At 44.0% G+C, this 18,635-nt stretch carries 19 protein-coding genes; 5 read left to right on the top strand and 14 right to left on the bottom strand.

Going from position 1 to position 18,635, the window contains the following annotated elements; translation table 11 throughout:
* Positions 1-56 precede the first annotated feature (56 nt).
* Together VQ048_RS00275 and VQ048_RS00280 are read right to left on the bottom strand one after the other, a co-directional pair.
* Entirely contained in the window at positions 57-1,370 is a 1,314-nt protein-coding gene (locus tag VQ048_RS00275; protein ID WP_327609686.1) for a hypothetical protein, read from the bottom strand.
* A gap of 31 nt (positions 1,371-1,401) precedes the next feature.
* The gene (locus VQ048_RS00280; protein ID WP_327609687.1) at positions 1,402-1,932 is read right to left on the bottom strand and encodes a YceI family protein; all 531 of its coding nucleotides are present in this window, start codon (positions 1,930-1,932) and stop codon (positions 1,402-1,404) included.
* A gap of 220 nt (positions 1,933-2,152) precedes the next feature.
* Here VQ048_RS00280 and VQ048_RS00285 point away from each other — a divergent pair, with 220 nt between their 5' ends.
* The 3 genes from VQ048_RS00285 to VQ048_RS00295 all read left to right on the top strand — a co-directional run bounded on the left by VQ048_RS00285 (position 2,153) and on the right by VQ048_RS00295 (position 4,892).
* Positions 2,153-2,386 carry a hypothetical protein gene (locus VQ048_RS00285; protein WP_327609688.1) on the top strand — a complete coding sequence of 78 codons (234 nt, stop codon included), beginning with the start codon at positions 2,153-2,155 and terminating at the stop codon, positions 2,384-2,386.
* A complete protein-coding gene (locus VQ048_RS00290; RefSeq protein WP_327609689.1) occupies positions 2,319-3,785 on the top strand; it encodes a M28 family metallopeptidase in 1,467 nt (488 codons plus the stop codon). Before VQ048_RS00285 ends, VQ048_RS00290 begins: the two co-directional genes overlap by 68 nt.
* Positions 3,786-3,860: 75 nt before the next feature.
* Positions 3,861-4,892, top strand: coding sequence for an asparaginase (locus VQ048_RS00295; RefSeq protein WP_327609690.1), 1,032 nt, complete (start codon positions 3,861-3,863; stop codon positions 4,890-4,892).
* Between the two features lie 59 nt (positions 4,893-4,951).
* Here the strand turns inward: VQ048_RS00295 and fmt are convergent, their stop codons facing one another.
* The 5 genes from fmt to folK form a co-directional block, all read right to left on the bottom strand.
* Positions 4,952-5,902: a methionyl-tRNA formyltransferase gene (gene fmt, locus VQ048_RS00300; RefSeq protein ID WP_327609691.1), complete on the bottom strand. Its 951-nt coding sequence runs from the start codon at positions 5,900-5,902 to the stop codon at positions 4,952-4,954.
* 27 nt (positions 5,903-5,929) lie between these two features.
* Positions 5,930-7,840 (bottom strand): RecQ family ATP-dependent DNA helicase, encoded by a 1,911-nt coding sequence (locus tag VQ048_RS00305; RefSeq protein ID WP_327609692.1) that lies wholly within the window; start codon positions 7,838-7,840, stop codon positions 5,930-5,932.
* A gap of 88 nt (positions 7,841-7,928) precedes the next feature.
* Positions 7,929-9,386, bottom strand: a complete 1,458-nt coding sequence (locus VQ048_RS00310) for an OmpA family protein (RefSeq protein ID WP_327609693.1) — start codon at positions 9,384-9,386, stop codon at positions 7,929-7,931.
* Between the two features lie 48 nt (positions 9,387-9,434).
* Entirely contained in the window at positions 9,435-10,916 is a 1,482-nt protein-coding gene (locus VQ048_RS00315) for an OmpA family protein (protein ID WP_327609694.1), read from the bottom strand.
* 12 nt (positions 10,917-10,928) lie between these two features.
* Positions 10,929-11,345, bottom strand: coding sequence for a 2-amino-4-hydroxy-6-hydroxymethyldihydropteridine diphosphokinase (gene folK / locus VQ048_RS00320; protein ID WP_327609695.1), 417 nt, complete (start codon positions 11,343-11,345; stop codon positions 10,929-10,931).
* A gap of 33 nt (positions 11,346-11,378) precedes the next feature.
* Between folK and sppA the strand changes: the two genes are divergently transcribed.
* Entirely contained in the window at positions 11,379-13,133 is a 1,755-nt protein-coding gene (gene sppA, locus VQ048_RS00325; protein ID WP_327609696.1) for a signal peptide peptidase SppA, read from the top strand.
* A gap of 80 nt (positions 13,134-13,213) precedes the next feature.
* Here the strand turns inward: sppA and VQ048_RS00330 are convergent, their stop codons facing one another.
* From VQ048_RS00330 to lnt, 6 genes are all read right to left on the bottom strand, one after another.
* On the bottom strand, positions 13,214-13,468 hold the full coding sequence (locus tag VQ048_RS00330; RefSeq protein WP_327609697.1) for a GlsB/YeaQ/YmgE family stress response membrane protein: 255 nt from the start codon (positions 13,466-13,468) through the stop codon (positions 13,214-13,216).
* Between the two features lie 127 nt (positions 13,469-13,595).
* A complete protein-coding gene (gene ftsY, locus VQ048_RS00335) occupies positions 13,596-14,549 on the bottom strand; it encodes a signal recognition particle-docking protein FtsY (RefSeq protein WP_327609698.1) in 954 nt (317 codons plus the stop codon).
* Positions 14,550-14,676: 127 nt separating this feature from the next.
* Complete coding sequence (locus VQ048_RS00340; RefSeq protein WP_327609699.1) at positions 14,677-14,829, bottom strand: DUF4295 domain-containing protein; 153 nt, start codon at positions 14,827-14,829, stop codon at positions 14,677-14,679.
* A gap of 25 nt (positions 14,830-14,854) precedes the next feature.
* Positions 14,855-15,037, bottom strand: coding sequence for a 50S ribosomal protein L33 (gene rpmG, locus VQ048_RS00345; protein ID WP_327609700.1), 183 nt, complete (start codon positions 15,035-15,037; stop codon positions 14,855-14,857).
* Positions 15,038-15,047: 10 nt separating this feature from the next.
* Complete coding sequence (rpmB, locus tag VQ048_RS00350; RefSeq protein ID WP_327609701.1) at positions 15,048-15,284, bottom strand: 50S ribosomal protein L28; 237 nt, start codon at positions 15,282-15,284, stop codon at positions 15,048-15,050.
* 136 nt (positions 15,285-15,420) lie between these two features.
* Positions 15,421-17,061 carry an apolipoprotein N-acyltransferase gene (gene lnt, locus VQ048_RS00355; protein WP_327609702.1) on the bottom strand — a complete coding sequence of 547 codons (1,641 nt, stop codon included), beginning with the start codon at positions 17,059-17,061 and terminating at the stop codon, positions 15,421-15,423.
* Positions 17,062-17,107: 46 nt separating this feature from the next.
* Between lnt and VQ048_RS00360 the strand changes: the two genes are divergently transcribed.
* Positions 17,108-17,572 (top strand): VanZ family protein, encoded by a 465-nt coding sequence (locus VQ048_RS00360; RefSeq protein ID WP_327609703.1) that lies wholly within the window; start codon positions 17,108-17,110, stop codon positions 17,570-17,572.
* A gap of 5 nt (positions 17,573-17,577) precedes the next feature.
* Here VQ048_RS00360 and murB read toward each other — a convergent pair whose 3' ends face one another.
* A complete protein-coding gene (gene murB / locus VQ048_RS00365; RefSeq protein WP_327609704.1) occupies positions 17,578-18,606 on the bottom strand; it encodes a UDP-N-acetylmuramate dehydrogenase in 1,029 nt (342 codons plus the stop codon).
* Positions 18,607-18,635: the final 29 nt, after the last annotated feature.

Here is an 18,635-nt window from a genome sequence, read left to right on the forward strand (position 1 = left end):
TGGAAAAAGGGCAAAAATTAAAATGCCCTTTTTCCTTTTAAGATAATTTGATTTGATTAGAAACCAATGGTGGCTTCCACCATGAGTCCATTGAATTTTCCACCATAGAGGGGTGATGTTGTGCCCCAAGCGTTGCTTTGGTTGTAGTTTTGATTAACGTATTCGATTTTGGCTAGTACGTTAGGGGTCATAAACCAGCCGCCTCCTAGATTCATACGGTTGATGCGTCTTGTGTCGGCGCCGTTGTAATCTTTGCCGCTGATTTGGTTGTATCTTCCACCAAGGTAGAATTGTTCTTTAACACCGAATCTGTAAAGTAGTTCTGCGGCCACTTGTGTGTAGGCGGCGTCACTTTCTCTTTTGGTGGTTGCGTTGACGAGTTTATTGCCTTTAACGTGTTCCAGGGTGCCGAAAAATTCCAATCCGTGGTATTTGATGAAGGGGTTAACTTGGAAGGCTAACATTTCTCTCAGTCCAGGGTTGAAGCGTCCTGTGGTGTAGTTGCTGGTTCCCATGGCATCGCCGTTTTGCAGCAGAACATAGTAGTATCTAGAGCCGGCACGGTCGCCGCTGTAGAGGTAGCCTCCGGTGCTTAGTCCGTTGGTTTTTAGCACGGATCCGGTTAGTCTTACTCTTAGGTCTTTATCAATTTGTTTGTCGAAGCCGACTTTGGCGTAGACGGAAGGGGCGTTATCGTTGGTTCCTTTTACGGCGGACTGATTCAGCTTTCCGTTGGATACCCCTAGCATTCCGATGAAACCTTTATAGAAAACGTATCCTTCGGCGAAAGGTTCGGTCGTGAAGCTGTCCATGATGAGGTTGCCTACGAAGGGGTTATTGATGGCTTTAGCGTTATCCGTTCTGCGGAAGTGAGAATCTCCGTAGTTGATTTCGTCCATACCGACTTTGAAACGGGTGTATTTCATGACTTCGGACAAAAATCCGGAAGAGATGAAATCCAAATTGTCGATTTGGATGTAACCGCCTTTTACCCAAGCTTCATTGTGGTGTCTGGCTGAAAGGTAGGTTCTCAGGTGCATTTTTACGCCTTTGGCTAAGTAGGCGTTCAGATCCAAATTGGCGGTGGGAAGATTGAAGTCTTTTCCCATGGTCAATAAAGGTTTGTCTTGGGGCAGAGAGGCTTTGGTTTGATGCTCCAGAGCTTGGAACTGCAATGCGAAATCTCCTCCGATAGACACTTTTACACCTTCGTATTCGGGAGCTTCCACTTTTGGATCTTCAAACAGATTACGCTGGTATTTTTCAGGAGCTAAATATTCCCTGATGGTTTGGGGGGCTTCCTGAGCCTTGGAGATTAGACCAGCAAAAAGAAATGCGAGAGACGAAATTTTTAAAATGGTCGTTTTCATAGTTTTATAAAATAAGAGATAATAAAAAAAATTAGTTTGCAACAATGTTAATTTTCACGGTAACGGCATCGCCGGTGCGTACCCCCATAAATCCGGGTGTTTCCATCCCGAAGTCGGACATTTTCAGGCTTTGGGTTCCGCTGATGGTGTAGGTATTAGCGTTTTGGGTTACGGTTACCGGGAGGGTTATGGTTTTGGTAACTCCTGCAATGGTGAGTTTTCCGGTAAGATTGCTTTTACCTACGGAAAGCGAACTGGCCGAGAAAGAAATATTAGGATTTTTATCGGCTTTCAATGCGCCATAGGCTTTGTTGTCCATCATTTTTCCTTTGGTGCTTTTTAGGTTTTTGGCCGGCATGGAGAATTTTACGTTGCTTATGGTGCTTCCGCTGACCGATCCCGAAAAAGTAGCCGAGGATGACGTCATCGTCCAATTATGAAGTGGTGAAGTTCCGTCCACGGTAATTTTGGCCGATTTTCCGGTAATGTTTTGACCGAAAAACAAAGTGGAAAAAAGAAGAGTTAAAACGGCTAATCCTTTTGTCAGAAATGTCTTTTTCATAGTTCTTGGTTTAGAATTAAATTTAACTCTGCAAAATTACATATCTGTTTTGTTTTTACTTGCTTTTTTGCTTTTATTTATGTGTGATATATATCAAATGGTGTTTTTGTGTGTGAATTTTTTAATTTATTTTACTTTGGCATAAATTATTTTTAAAAAATGGTTTTTCTTTTTGTTTTTGAAGGGTGTTAAACAATTGTTTGGATTTAAACGGTGTAAAATGGGATGGATTGAGGGGGAAATAAAAATCATGCTCGGAATTTTTTTTATTTCTATCGTAATGGCTACACTGAGTAGGAGAGAGAGGAGGAAAAAATGGATTGATGCGCTTGGGATAAATCATTATCTTCGTAGCTTTAAGAATTTAGACTTAGATTTGATTAAGGATGAGAAAAGCGTTATTTTTTGGATTTTTGTTTTTTCTGACGCAGGTGGTGTCGGCTCAGTCTTATAAGAAGCCTTTGGTGTCGGCGATTAAGGAGAAGGATTTGCGTACGGATATGTATCAGATGGCGGCCGATCAGTTTTGGGGGCGGGAAGCCGGGACTTTGGATGAGCTTAAGGTGTCGGTTTGGTTGGCGGATAAGGCTGCGCAGGCCGGTATGAAGCCTGCGGGGGAGCATGGTACGTTTTTTCAGTTTTTTGATATGTATAGGCATCGCGTGGCTCCTCAGAGTCGAATTTCCATCGGGCAAAAGCCGCTGAAATTATGGGCTGATGTTTTGGTGGCCGACGTGGTTGAAGCAGAGTACAAAGGGGTTATTGCGAAAGTGGGCAAGGTGGAGCCTTCGGCGTTGTCCCGATTGGATTTGCGTGGAAAAGTCGTTGCAATTAACGTTTCCGATCAGGGGGTGTCGAGGGAAATGACCCTTTTTGAGCGGCGGTATCCGGGGTTTATTCGTCAAAAATATTATAAGGCGGCAGAGGAAGCTGGAGTGAAGGGAATTATTTTCATTACGGATGAAATATCGGATAAGAGTTGGGAGGAAGTGGTTCCTCCGATGACTCGCGGGCAGTATGGAGTAGAGGGGCTTCGGGAAACCGTCTCTGAGGGGCTTCCTATTTTTTGGATTAAACGTTCGAATGAAAATTGGATTAAAGACGGTTCGTCCATTGATTTTCGACTGATGGTGGAAACCTACAAATACCCTTCGGTGAATGTGATTGGCAAGATTGAAGGGACGGATCCGAAGTTAAAGCAGGAGTATGTTTTAATCAGTGGGCATCAGGATCATGACGGCATTCGGCATCCGGTGAAAAACGATACGATTTACAATGGTGCGGATGACAATGCGAGCACTTGCGTGGCGATGTTGGCTATGGCGAGGGCTTATAAACAGCAGCCTTCAAAACGCAGTATTTTATTCGTATTTCATGGGGCGGAAGAAAGAGGCTTATTGGGATCGAGATGGCATGCGGCTCATCCTGTGGTGCCTCGGGAAAGTATTGTTGCGGTACTTAACGGCGATATGATAGGGCGTAATGCCAACGACGAAGCGGCACTGTTGGGAGGGAATACTCCGCACAAGAATTCGGACGATTTGGTTCGGATGGCGGAAGAAGCCAATGCGGAGGGGCCGAAATTTCGTTTTTTGAGAGACTGGGATTTACCGGAGCATCCGGAGTATTTTTATTTCCGTAGCGATCATGTGCCTTATGCTAAGTTGGGAATTCCGGCGGTTTTTTTCACCAGTGTATTGCATCACCAATACCATCAGCCTCAGGATGAGTCGGAAAACATTAATTTTAAAAAATTGCATAAAATGACCGAGTGGATGTACCGTACCAGCTGGAAAGTGGCCAATGAGGCGGAACGTCCCAAACTTTTACCTCATGTGGTTTTTGAGAGATAATGATAACAACGGGTTGTTTTTCTCGGCGGATGCAAAATCGGCTTAAAACGTACCCTAAACAGATAGAACAACAATATGAAAAGAAAAGTCCTTCTTATCTATACCGGCGGAACCATCGGAATGGAGAAGAATTATGAGACGGGAAGTTTAACGCCTTTCAATTTCGAGGCGATTTTCAGCAAGATACCGGAGATGAGGCTTTTGGAATGTGAGGTTACGGTTTCTCCGTTTGAAAAACCTTTGGATTCCTCGGATATGGGGCCGGAACAGTGGCAGATTATTGCGGCGTGCATTGCCGAGAATTATGAGGCTTACGACGGTTTTTTGATTCTTCATGGCACCGATACGATGGCTTATACGGCTTCGGCGCTCAGTTTTATGCTTAGAGGGCTTCGTAAACCGGTGATTCTTACCGGTTCTCAGCTTCCTATCGGTGATTTGCGGACGGATGCCAAGGAGAACTTGCTGACGAGTTTATATTATGCCAGTTTATACGAACGGGAGGAAGCGGTTGTTCAGGAGGTTGCGGTTTATTTTGAATACAAACTGCTTCGTGGGAACCGTACGTTGAAATATTCGGCCGAGTATTTTGATGCTTACCGAAGTCCCAACTATCCTATTTTGGGGCAAAGCGGTGTGCATCTGAATGTGGATAGGGAGGTGCTGTACCGAGCGGAAAAAGACGAAGCTTTTACTGTTGATATGCATCTTTCCCAAGACGTGCTTTTTTGGCGTATTTTTCCGGGGATGACGTTGGATTACTTTAGCGAACTTCCTAAAGTTAAGGTGCTTATTTTGCAGGTTTTTGGTTCGGGAACGATTTTTAATTCCGAGAAAACGGTGGAGCTGCTTCGGGCTCTGCGCCGCAACGGTACGGAAATCGTGGTGGTGAGCCAGTGCATTTCGGGAGGAATTTCGTTTGGTAAATACGAGAATAGTAATGTTTTTACCCGGATAGGGGCGATTAGCGGTAGGGATATGACAGCGGAAAGCGCGATTACCAAAGCCATGCATTTGATTGGCAATCCCAAATACAGTGGGAATTTTGCCGATTGGTTTTCCCGAAGTTTAAGAGGGGAGATGAATGATAAGACTATTGATAAATAGGAGAGAAGAGGAGATGATTTTAAAAACGCCCGATGATGAAGTTCGTCGGGCGTTGGTTTTTATTTTTTCAGGCGGATGTGGTCGAAATTTCGGAATCCGTTGAGGAAATCTTTCAGAGGCATTTTCTTTTTGCCTTGAAGTTGCAATTCCAAAGGTTCGTAAAAACCGTCTTGGGTGTAGATTCTGAAATGGGTTTTGGAGATGTCCACGCTTCCGCAGGGGTGGTTGTGTTCAGTTAATTGGAAGCGGCCAGAAAATAATTTCAAGGATTTTTCTTCTCCGTCGATTTCCATCACGGTAAAAGCACAAGGGTAAGGGGACATTCCTCGAATGAAATTATGAACGACCTCCGAATTTTGTTCCCAATTTATTAGAGTGTCTTCTTTGAAAATTTTGAAGGCGTTTTTGGGATTTTCTACTACGGGCTGTGGAGTGGGTTCAATGCGGTTTTCGGCCAGTGCGTTTAGGGTTTCTACTACCAGTTGGGCGCCGATTGCCATTAGTTTATCGTGAAGGGTTCCGGCATTGTCTTCGGGGGAGATGGCTGTGGTCTTTTGCAAAAGGAGGTGGCCTTCGTCGATTTTTTCGTTGATGAAAAAGGTGGTTACGCCGGTTTGTTTTTCGCCGTTAATTAATGCGAAATTAATAGGGGCGGCGCCTCTGTAATCGGGAAGGAGAGAAGCGTGGAGGTTGAAAGTACCCATGGGCGGCAGATTGAAAAGCACTTGCGGCATCATCCTGAAAGCGACAACAACGAAGATGTCGGCCTCGAGTTTTCGCATGGCATCCAAAAATTCGGGATCTCTTAATTTATCGGGCTGAAAGACGGGGAGTCCTTGCTCCTCGGCATAGATTTTCACGGGGGATTGGGTTATTTTTTGCCCTCTGCCACTGGCTTTGTCGGCAACGGTAACCACACCGACAACCTGATGGTGCGAGTGGTGTACGGCTTCTAGAACGGAACGGGCAAATTCGGGGGTACCGAAAAAAACGATGTTTAGCTGTTTCATAGTGCAAAGATAAAGGGATAAGGCCGATTAAGCCAAGGCATAAGTGCGAAAATTAAGCATTTTTACGCGGCCTTCGTCCAATAGATCGATCAGGGTTTCCAGCAGAATTTCTTTACGGTGGAATTTCAATTGGAGGGCGATTTGTTCAATGGTGGCCGGTCCGTTTTTCAAAACCGTTTCGATGGATTGAGAGACGGAATGTTTTGGCCCGAAAACCGACTGGGCTTTGTTTTTGCAGGTGCTGCATTTTTGGCAATTTTTCGTGTTTTTTTCGCCGAAATAAGCCAAAATGAGTTTCATTTTACAATAGTCTTCCTCTCGGAGAAAAAACTTCATTTCTTCCCACTTCTGAAGTTTATTGCGTTGTATTTTTTCAAAGAGAGTCCAGTAGCGGTTTTCGATGTATTTATCGTTTCGTTCTTTTAGGAAGCGGAGGCTCATTTGGGCTCCGTCAATGTAATGGAGGTGGTTTTTCTGATGCGCTCCGATGAGGTTTTCTTTTAAGATTTCGGGGGTGGTTCCCAGCTTGGAAGCCAGAGTGTTTTCACTGAAATGAGCTTTTTGTTGGCTTATGCCGGCAAGGTTTCTCAAAAGCAGTTCGATGAAGTAGGCCTCTTTGGACGGAAGGAGATCCAGCTGCTCGGGAAGAATTTTGAGTTCCAAGGTGGATAAGCTTTTTTGACTATTGAGGTAGATGATTTCCTGATGATGCAAAAAACCTAAAACGTTTTTTATCTTAGCATTGGAGCACCGCGTAAAACGGCGAATGCTTTCTGTATGGAGTTGAAAAGTCTCCTGAGGCAATTCGTTTTCGCAAACTTGGAATTTTGAATAAATGTAGCGGATGATATTCAGGTATTCGGTTTTGCTGGGGATTTGATTTCCCAAGATATCGTCAAAATTTTGGAGCTCCTGAGGGTTCCATAGCAGGTGCGTGTAACTTTCTTGGCCGTCTCTTCCGGCCCGGCCGATTTCCTGGTAGTAATGCTCCAAAGAAGAGGGAGGAGAATAGTGAATCACCAGGCGCACGTTATCTTTGTCAATTCCCATTCCGAAGGCATTGGTGGATACCAAAATGCGGGTATCGGAGTTTTGCCATTGTTTCTGTCGGCGGTGCTTTTCTGCCGAAGGAAGACCGGCGTGGTAAAAATCGACATTTTGATGCCCTTTGGCATTGAGAAAACGGCTTAATTCCTCGGCGTCTTTTCGTGTTCGGGTGTAGATGATTCCAGAAACAGGATTGTAGGTCAATAGGTCGTGAATAAGCTGGTGTTTGTCCGAAACTTTATGGGTAATCAGGGAGAGGTTTTCTCGGCGGTAGCTTTTTTGGAAACATTGAGGTTGTTTTAAACCTAATTTTTCGATGATTTCTTTGATGACCATCGGGGTAGCGGTTGCCGTTAAAGCTAAACAAGGAAGAGCTTTGAAGTTGGCTCTAAAGATTTTGATGTTTTGATAGCTTGGGCGGAAATCTTGTCCCCATTCGGAGATGCAGTGTGCTTCGTCTACAGCGATGAAGGATAAGTCGAACTCTTCGGCGAGGCTTAGAAATTTAGGATTGCTGAGTCGCTCCGGCGAGACGTAAAGAATTTGGACTAATCCATTTTTGCATCGGTTTAGAAGTTCGTCTTCCTCGAAGTCCTCCAATTCCGAAGAAAGGTATTCGGCCTCAATTCCTCGGGCTTGCAACTGATCAACTTGGTCTTTCATCAGGGCAATCAGGGGGGAAACAACCAAACACATTCCTTCCGTTATTAACGAAGGCAGTTGGTAGCATAAGGATTTGCCTCCTCCCGTGGGCAGCAGAGCCAAGGTGTCGTGTCCGCTCACAATACTGTCGATAATGGCCTCTTGGGAATCCCGAAACGCTGTGTATCCCCAAAAGTGCTTGAGGGTATCGTACTTAAGTTTTTGATAGTTTTTGGAAACGGGATTCATTTCGTAAAAGTAAGGAAAAAGAAGAATTGTGAAAAACAAAAAACCACGCTTAGCGTGGTTTTTGTTTGAAGAAAAGTTAATTTCTCAATTATTTAGCTTCGAAGTAAACCCTTCTGTTTGCTCTGTTTTTCCACTCAGGGCATTTAGAGGCAGGGTTACACTCCGGATACTTAAGGTCTTTTTTACCTCTACCGATTGCGTTGAGTCTTCCGCTTTCTACTCCATTTTGAATCAAGTAGTTTTTAACGCTGTTAGCTCTTCTTTCGGATAGCTTTTGGTTATAGGCATCACTTCCTTTTGTATCGGTTCCTCCGATGATATTGTAAGAACCGGGAGAGGAGTTGATATAGCTTACTGCATTGTTAAGAATAGGAGTGTTGGATGGAAGAATTCGATCAGAATCAAAATCAAACTCGATGCCTTCCAACGTTTTGGTATTGTCTGTAACAAAGCCTTGGCTCATTACAGGCGCATGGGTCGGACAGCCGTTATTTTCTACAGGACCAGGTACGGTAACACACTTATCGTAAAGGTCAATCACCCCATCCAAATCCGTATCAAGAGCAACACCAGCACCGTCCACTCTCGCACCAGCCGGCGTATCCAACTGTCTGTCCCAATCGTCACAAACGCCATCGTTATCGGCATCTCCTTTCTTACAAACTTCAAATTCAGGCGTGTTGTTCTCCATGACATCCAGCTTGTAATAAATCTCTTGAAGAGGATCATGCCAGAACAAATGAGATTGGTGTTTACCCAATTTCAAAGTCAAACCAAGGGTTGCATTGAAGAAGTTATCGGAAACCTGATCTTCTCTCCGGTTGATAGCGCTGTATTGCTCGCCACCGCCATCGAAAGAATCATCACCAGTAACAACGTACATTAGACGCCCTTCCACGTCAACTCTTCTGGAAATTTTATATTTAAGTCCCGCTCCGGTTTGTCCGAAAAGTGAGCTAAGTTTAAAGGGCTTAACCTCCGTCATAAGGTGTTGACCGCTTGCATCTTCGGCATAAGCTCTGTAAGCCAATGTTCCAATACCGGCATACCCATGGATTGCCCAACGGTAAGGCGATTTGTTGTCCACTCTACGGAAAAGGTTGGAGAAATTGATGTCTCCCAATAAGGAGATTGCATCGTATTGGGTTCTTGCACCTACCCCTTTGCCAAGTGCTATATTTCCGGTGGTGGTGTTATCGGTTTTTGTATTGAAAGCTCCTTGTCTTGTTTCCCCTTTATCGTACTGAAGTTTTAAGCCAAAAGCGTGGGTGATGGCCTTATCCACACTAAAATAAGCGGAGTAACCGAAAAGATTTTTGCCGTTTCCGTTTTTGATGGACGTAAGGTCGGCCGACTGAACCAAAGGTACTCCTCCTCCGAAGGAAAGAGACCAATCGTTGAATCTCTTTGATTCTTGCGTGAAAGGACTCACGTTAGCCGAACCGGAGGAGAACGTGTTAGGGTACTCTCCCGTGTTCGCATTTTGAGCGATAGCAGTGGCCGGTATGGTAAGAGCCAAAGCCAGGCTAGCGAAATTAAGTTTCATAAAATTGTATTTTAGTTTAATAAATGATCAGTTGTTATTTGCCCCTAGTTATTTGGCTTCGAAGAAGACTCTTCGGTTGGCTTCGTTTTTCCACTCGGGACACTTGGTTGCAGGATCACATTCAGGGTATTTTAAATCCGTCATTCCTCGCCCTTCAGCGATAAGCATACCAGGCGTTACTCCGCGGTCAGTAAGGTATTTGACTACGGCATCGGCTCTGCGCTGAGACAATTTTTTATTGTAGGCAGCAGATCCTCTGGTATCCGTTGCGCCCACCACAATATATTGGGTGTTTTTATCCAACGATTTTATAATTTCAGCCGCATGATTCATCTTATCAAAAGATTGTGGTCGGATAACGTCGCTATTTAGAGCAAATTCGATTCCTTCAAAGTCTTTGTTGATGGTTTCAATAGAAGAAACTGAAGTAACCACAGGACCTGGAGCAGGAGCCGGGCAACCTTTGTTTTCAATCGTGCCAGGAACCGTAACGCACTCGTCGTACAAGTCAATAACTCCGTCTAAATCCGTATCAAGGGCAACGCCTGCGCCATCCACTCTTGCGCCTGCCGGGGTATCTAATTGTCTGTCCCAATCGTCGCAAACCCCGTCGTTATCCGCATCTCCTTTTTTACAAACTAGATAATCCTTAGGCATGGATTCAAGCGCATCCATTTGGTAGTACACTTCCTGAAGAGGGTCGTGCCACTGTAAGTGGGAAAGATGTTTCCCTAGTTTGAAAGAGAGCCCTAAAGTTGCAGTTAGCAAGTTGTCAGAATTGTTTTTTTTGACAAAATTATAAGGGTATTCGGTTTCTCTGTAGGTTCCGAGAATCATATCGTTTTCCCAGCCGCCTCCGTCGAACTCGTCGTCTCCGGAAATCATGTACATGGCACGGGCTTCAATGTCCACTCTGCGGGAAACTTTATATTTCAATCCTAGACCTCCTTGGTAGAAAAATGAAGCGATATCCAGTTTTTGATCTACTTCAAGAGGGACTCTTTGTCTAAGAGGGGTGTCGTCGGTCAAGTACGTGTTATACCCCATAAAGCCAATACCCGCGTAGCCATGAACGGACCAACGATAAGGCGAGAAATTATCGACTCTTCTCAAAAGATTAGAGAAGTTAATGTCTCCCAATAAGTTGATTTGATGAAATTTAGTCCATGCCTGACCAACTCCCCAGCTGGGGTTTACCACGGCAGATTGGTTGCTCTTCCCAGATTGGTATTGCAGGGAGAGTCCAAAGATATGATTGATTTGTTTGTCTAAACTAACGTAAGCAACCCAGCCCCAATCGATGGGTCTTCCTTTATTAATAGATACCAAATCGGCAGACTGCATTAATGCTGTTCCACCTCCGACGGACACTGCCCAGTCGTTAAATTTTCTCGCATTATTGTCAAAAGGTTTAACGTCTTTTGACCATGAGGAAAACGTGTTCGGATACTGATCTTTCTGTACCGAGACGCTGTCCTGTGCGTATATCGCTATAGGTAGAGAAAGCGACAGCAGTAAACTTAATTTCATTTTTATGTTTTTCTAATCTAATTCTTTAAGTAAGATTTTTGAAAATTCCCTTTCGAAACAATGTTTGCGATGTGGAATTTTCAGGGTGGGGCTCGCATACACCAAACCGGAATACCGAACAATATCAATATCAATCAACCGATCGGTATATCCTCCTAATGAGGCCGAATCCCGCTTCCTTCCCATCGCGTACTCGATTGTTTTTATTGTTTTTAACAATGCCATAGGCGACAGGCTGGTACTGGTTACAAGCGCAAAATTATGAAAATTATTAGAACTCGCAAATTCTACGGGGCGGGTTTCTAGTATTTGGCTTTCTTTTAGGATGGGGCCTATGTGTTTTTGGATTTGTTTTTTGGCTTCTTGTAGATTTTTTTTTGGATCACCAAGGTTAGAACCGAGTAACAAAACGACATTATTGTTCGACATATGGGGAAATAAAATTTAGACAGGGATAAAATTATGAAAAGTTTTTTTAAGTATGTACTGGCAAATATGGTAGCCATACTCATTCTTTGTGGGGTGTTTTTCTTCATGTTTGTAATGGTGATTGCGGTGGCTAGTGCATCGGGGTCGGGGAAGGTGAGGCTAAAGGAAAATACCGTTCTTACACTTACATCAAAAGTGCAAATTGTGGATTCGCCCACGGAGGATCGGGAATCATTAACCTTTTTGAGTTCGGATGTCCCTCAAAATATTATGCTTTATGATATTCTTGAGGCCATCAAACAAGCCAAAACCGACGATAAGATTAAAGGCATCAGTCTAGAGGCTGATTTTCTTAATGCGGGATTTACCCAGATTGACGACATACGCAGGGCGTTGGAGGATTTCAAAAAGAGTGGAAAATTCGTTTATGCTTATGGTAACATGGTATCACAGTCCAGTTATTATTTAGGAACGGTAGCGGATAAGTATTATCTGAATCCTGCGGGCAGAGTGGATCTTAAGGGATTGTCTTCGGAAGTGGTTTTTTATAAAGACTTTACCGAGAAATATGGTATAGGCATGGAGGTTTTGCGGCATGGAAAATTTAAGGCGGCTGTTGAACCTTTTTTGAGGAATGAAATATCGGAAGAAAACAAGGAGCAGTTGTCTAAACTTTTGGGTGATCTTTGGGGGAATGCATCGGCGAAAATAGCGGTTTCTCGTAAGATTGATGCGGGAGCGTTTAAAACGGTTGTGGATAGTTTATACGGATTAATTCCTGAAAACACCTTGAAGTATAGACTGACGGATCAGCTGGTTCAAAAATCCGAATACGATAAGATGTTGAAAACGAAATTGGGATTGAAATCGGAGGACGAACTTCATAAAGTATCGTTTCTTAACTATATAAAATCTTATGAATCGGATAAGGAGGAAGGCGAACGGATAGCGGTTCTTTATGCTTCGGGGACGATACAGGACGGAAACGAGTACGAGGGGATTTCTTCTGAGCGTTATGTGGAATACATTAAAGAGCTTCAGCAGGACGATGAGGTTAAGGCGGTGGTTCTTCGGATAAATTCTCCTGGGGGTAGTGCTAATGCTTCGGACGAGATTCTTTTTGAACTTCAACAGTTGAAAAATAAAAAACCGGTGGTGGTTTCGTTTGGGGATTATGCGGCTTCGGGAGGTTATTATATTGCTATGGCGGCGGATAAAATTTATTCTTCGCCCAATACGCTTACCGGATCGATAGGGGTATTTGGGATGATTCCCAATGCGAAAAAATTGGCGGAGCGCAACGGGATACGTTCGGATGTGGTTCAGACGAATGAGAATGCGAATTATATTTCTTTATTGCAGGGGCTTTCTCCCGGTGGACGAATGATGATGCAGAAAAGTGTAGAGGGCACCTATAGACGCTTCGTGAATTTTGTAGCCAAAAACAGACAGCAAACGTTTGATCAGATTGATGCTGTTGGAGGCGGAAGGGTTTGGTCGGGAACGGCAGCCAAAACGTTGGGGCTTGTGGATGAACTGGGCACCTTGAATGATGCTATAGCGCATGCGGCTTCGCTTGCAAAATCCAAAAAATACCATGTACGGAGCTATCCTGAGCGTATGGGGATTTTTGAAGAGTTTTTTGGGCAAATGGATGAGCAAGAGCTTTCTACGCGATGGATGAAAAGCCAGTTGAGCCCGTCTCAATACGAGATTTACCGTCAGGTTAAAACTTGGGATGAAAATAAAGGGATTTTAATGGAATCGCCGTATAAATTGGTTTTTTAAAGAAAACCTTCTTGACGGAGGTATAAAAAAATCAGCAGAGTTTAAACTCTGCTGATTTTTGTTTTTTAATGGTAGAAAAACTACTTGCCTTTGGTGGCGACGCCATAAATCCAAAGAACAATAATGGCTCCCAGTACCGCCAAGGCCATGCTTCCAAAATCGAAAGAGTCCACGGTGCCTAAGCCTAGGAAACTTCCAACGAATCCTCCTACAAAGGCTCCCACGATTCCAAGAATAATAGTCATCAACCAACCCATGCTTTGGTTGCCCGGCATAATCATTTTAGCAAGTGCTCCTGCGATAAGACCGAAAATGATCCAAGTAATAATACCCATAATTTCTGTTTTTTTGTTAGACTAATTTGTTTGGTTTTACAACGTCCAAAATTAAGCCAAAGTTTTGGGGTATTTTCAATTGATGTCGAATGATGTAATTTTTTCTGAAAATTCTTAAAAGAGAAAATTAACGTTTTTTGAAAAAACTATCGACAAATTCTTCTCCGTTAAAGCGTTGGAGGTCGGTCATTTTTTCGCCCACACCGATGTATTTTACAGGGATTTGGAATTGATCGGATATGCCGATGACCACTCCGCCTTTGGCGGTTCCATCCAGTTTGGTGACGGCTAAGGCATTAACCTCTGTTGCTGCGGTAAATTGCTTGGCTTGTTCGAAAGCGTTTTGACCTGTGGAGCCGTCCAATACCAAAAGGATTTCGTGAGGCGCATCGGGAATGACTTTCTGCATCACTCGCTTTATTTTGGAGAGTTCGTTCATTAGGTTGATTTTATTATGCAGTCGTCCGGCGGTGTCGATGATGACTACATCGGCTTCTTGGGCGACGGCACTTTGCACGGTGTCGAAAGCGACGGAGGCAGGGTCGGATCCCATGTTCTGCTTGACGATGGGGACGCCGACGCGTTCACTCCAAATGACGAGTTGGTCTACGGCAGCAGCACGGAAGGTGTCGGCTGCACCTAAAACTACTTTTTTGCCTTCGGATTTGAATTGATGAGCTAATTTTCCGATGGTGGTGGTTTTGCCCACGCCATTAACACCTACGACCATAATGACATAGGGTTTTTTGCTTGAATCAATATTGCCGGTGCCGGCGTGAGGGTTTTCCAGGAGCAAGGCGGCAATTTCCTCTCTTAGGATTTTGTCCAATTCGTCGGTGCCCAGGTATTTGTCTCTTGCGACGCGATTTTCGATTCGTTCGATGATTTTGATGGTGGTTGCTGCGCCCACGTCCGAAGCAATGAGGATTTCCTCCAAGTCGTCTAAGACTTCTTCATCCACTTTGCTTTTACCGACGACCGCTTTGGTCATCTTTTCAAAAAAACCTTGGCTGGATTTTTCGAGGCCTTGGTCTAAGCTCTGTTTTTCTTCTTTATTGAATATTTTTTTGAACCAACTCATATTTTTGAAATAAGTATAATGATAAGGGTTAGCTGATTTTGACAGTGGTCTTCGGTTCCGCTCACAAATATAAAATAAAAAAACTACTCAGAGGTGAGTAGTTCTATTTTATGACTTGGGATGACGATTACTTTTTTAGGAAAGCATCGACATCGTCGGCGTTCATTACTTTTTCTTCAAAAACGTAAGCTCCTGTTTTAGGGGATTTTACCATTTTCACAACTTTGGTCATTTTTTTTGACTGACCGGTTTGTAGGGATGCTACTACTTTCTTTGCCATTGTAAACTGGTTTTATAAAGTGTTATTACTTGATTTCTTTGTGAACGGTGTACTTTTTAAGAACCGGATTGTATTTTTTTAGTTCCAGTCTTTCAGTGGTGTTCTTTTTGTTTTTTGTCGTGATGTATCTGCTCATTCCTGCAGCACCGCTTTCTTTGTGCTCAGTGCATTCCAAAATGACCTGAACTCTGTTACCTTTTTTTGCCATGACTCCCTAATTATTTAATGTATCCGTTTCTTTTTGCTCTTTCTACTGCTTCCTCGATACCAACTTTGTTGATAACTCTCAATCCGTGTGCAGATACTTTCAAAGTGATGTTTTCGTCTGTCTCCGGAAGGTAAAATTTCTTTTCTAATAAGTTAATCTCAAAACGACGCTTCGTTTTGTTATTAGCGTGAGAAACGTTGTTACCAACCATTGCACGCTTTCCTGTTATTTGGCAAATTCTTGACATATCTCGATGTTCTTTTTACAACTTTATTATTTGAGTGTGCAAAAGTATAAAGAAATTTTTATTTTGACAAATCTTTTTCGTTTTTTTCTCTATAAAATTTCACTTGGTCCTTTTTTTAAAGGGTTGGTTTCCAATTTCAATGGCTTCGGAAAAGATTTTTCTTTTGAAGTTTTTTAACCAAGGGGTAAAAAAGCAGAAACCCGAGCGCGAAGATACAAAATCTCGAGAGAAGATCCCCGGCGCGCACGTAAAAGGTTTTTTGTTCGTAGAGTTTTATTTTGGCGGGGAGGGCGGTTTGATCGCCATAGAAGGTGTCTGCTTCGATTTCGCCGAGGGCGTTGATGTGGGCGGATATGCCGCTGTTGGCTGCTCGTGCGATTTCCCTCCGGGTTTCGATGGCTCGTAATTGAGCATAGGCAAGTAGTTGTTTATGGCCTTGGGAAACGCCCCACCAGCTGTCGTTGGTCATAATGGCGAGGAAGTTTGCTCCGTTTTTCACATAGTCGGCGGTGAACTCTCCGTAGATGCTTTCGTAACAAATCACGGGAGCGGCTTTCGCTGTGTTGTAGGGGGATCGGAAGACTTTTCTTTCTTGGTCGGTGCCTAATGAGGCGATGGTGCCTCCGAAATTCAGCATGGCCTCACCCAGTAAAGGTTTTAGGAGGGTCATATAGGGGAAGATTTCCACGCCCGGGACGAGTTTGCCCTTGTGATAGACTTCGGGGCGGGTTGAGCTACTGATTTGGATGGCGGAATTATAACTCTCCACCCAAAGGTTTTCGGCAATCGCATAGGCGTTTTTCGGGGCGTCTGCTTCTTGGGTGAAAAGGCGATGTGAAGAGAGTCCGGTAAGGAAAACGGCGTGTTTTTTTGAGGCGAGGAAGTTTTGGATTTCTTGGATTAAAAGACTTTGTTGCAAGCCTGTTTCGGAAATCGAACCTCTTCCGGGGATGGCTGTTTCGGGAGCGATGTAAAAATCAATGTTTCCGGTGGCGTTTTGTTCGGCTAATTGGAGCAGTTCGTTTAGGATTTGGAGACTGTCTTTTTGGTATTTTTCCTGGTAGGGATCCAAATCCGGCTGTAGCATTAAGACGTTGATTTCTCCCGTGGGTTTGTGGTCAAATTGGGAGTAACGGATGAGTGAAATCCCCATGGGAAGGAAAATTCCTAGGCCTAAGATGAGGCTGTTTTTTATGAGGGCTTTTCGTTGTCTGCCTGCCTGCCAAATTCTAAGGGTGTAGAAGATGAAAACATTAATGCTTAACACCCAAAGGCTTCCGCCTGTCGCTCCAAAGGTGTCGTACCATTGGATGAGTTTGGGGTATTGGGCAAAGGCGTTTCCTAAATTAAGCCAAGGCCAAGAGAACTCCCATTCGAGATGGAATTTTTCAAAAGCCATCCATAGAGCGATCAAAAAAGCAAGTCCCCAGTATGTGCCTTGTTTTTTTTTGTACCAATGGTAAAGGGTGAAAACAACGGTGTAAAGCAAAGCATTGATGAGTACGGGAAAGAGTACGGCCATCAGGGAGTGGGAGCCGTCGGGGTTTCGGGAGCCGTAAAGCCAGCCGGTGGTAACGGCATTCCATACGGTGAAGGTAAGGTAGGCCAGTCCGAACACGCGCCATGTGGTTTTTTTGTTTTTGCTGAAGAGGGTCAGGTCGTGTTCCATCATCAGGAGCGGAACCAAGGCGAAAAATAAGAAAAAAGGAATGCCGTAGGTGGGCCATGCAATGGAAAGTAGTAGGGCGGATATTAGTGAAAGTAAAAGGTGTTTCATGATGAAATCGGAGGATTAAGAATAATGCAAAAATACTATTTTCAATTTGAATTATCTTTGCCTTGAAATGTGGAAGAGGCTTTATCGCATTGCAATAATCCCTTATACGATATTATTGTTGTATCTTATGTTGTTGGGAGTGGGGCGGGCGCCGATGGATCATTATGTGGTTCGGTTGGTGCTGGTGGGGTCTACTTTGGAGTTTGTTCGTCAAAATATCCTTTGGGGGCGGTGGTGGAATTTGGTCGTGAATATTTTGGGAAATGTCTTTTTATTTGTGCCCTTTGGTTTTTTGGGTTGGATGAATGAACGTTATAAGGATTTAGGGACGCTTTTGAGGTTGTTTTGGTCGGCTTTGCTTTTGGTTGAAGCGGCGCAATACTTTTCCCGGATGGGAGTTTTTGATGTGGATGATTTTTTACTGAATACGTTGGGGGTATGGCTGGGCTATGTTCTTAGGGGAAAAATAGACGCCTTGCGGTGTTTTGGCAGGGCGCCTTTTGAAAAGTAGGAATTTTATAAAATATTGACTTCTCTTTCCAGTTCTATTCCGAATTTTTCATGGACCGATTGGATGATTTCGCTGGAATAGTCGTAGACTTCTTGTCCGCTGGCTTTTCCCGTGGCATTAGTCAGGACCAGGGCTTGAAGGGGATGGGCGGCGACGTTTCCGATTTGGCGGCCTTTCCAGCCGCATTGTTCGATGAGCCATCCGGCGGGGATTTTGATTTGCTCGCCGGTCGGATAATGCGGAATGTTGGGGTGTAGGTGTTGCAGATTTTTGAAAAACGCCTGGCTGACGGTGGGGTTTTTGAAGAAGCTTCCTGCGTTGCCTATCAGAAGAGGGTTTGGGAGTTTGCTTTCTCTTATTTTTATCACGGCTTTTGCAATGTCCTGAATGCTTGGCGAGGTGATTTTCATTTGCTCAAGTTCGTGTCGGATGGCGCCGTATTCGGTTTGGATTTTGTGATTTTTGGTGGTTAGGCAAAACGTTACCTCGGTAATGATGTATTTTCCTTTTCCTTTCTGTTTGAAGAATGAATCTCGGTAGCCGAATTGGCACTGGGCGTTGGTGAAGGTTTCGATTTCCAAGGTTTCCAGATTCAGGGCTTTGCAGGAATGCATCACGTCTTTAATTTCCACGCCGTAAGCCCCGATGTTTTGCATGGGGGAAGTTCCTACGTTGCCGGGAATTAGGGCAAGATTTTCCAGTCCGCCGTAATTTTTTTCGATGCAGTGGAGGACGAATTCGTGCCAGTTTTCTCCGGCTTGTGCTGTGATCAGTACGGTGTTGTCGGTGGTGCGGGCTTCGCTTAAGCCTTTGAGGTTTAATTTTAGGGTTAAGCCTTCAAAATCTTTTGTGAGCAAGATGTTGCTTCCACCTCCCAGTAAGAGGAGAGGGAGAGAGGGGTGTTCTTTTCGGAAGTATTCAAGCTGTTGCTTTAGTTCTTCTGTGGAATGAATTTCGACGAAGTATCGGGTTTTAGCTTCAACGCCGAACGTATTATAGGGTTTTAGGGAGATGTTTTCTTTTATTTTGTTCATGGTTTGCGTCGGTTGATCCGAATGATAAG

This window comes from Bergeyella anatis, from assembly GCF_036016955.1.
GTDB lineage: Bacteria > Bacteroidota > Bacteroidia > Flavobacteriales > Weeksellaceae > JAYWXI01.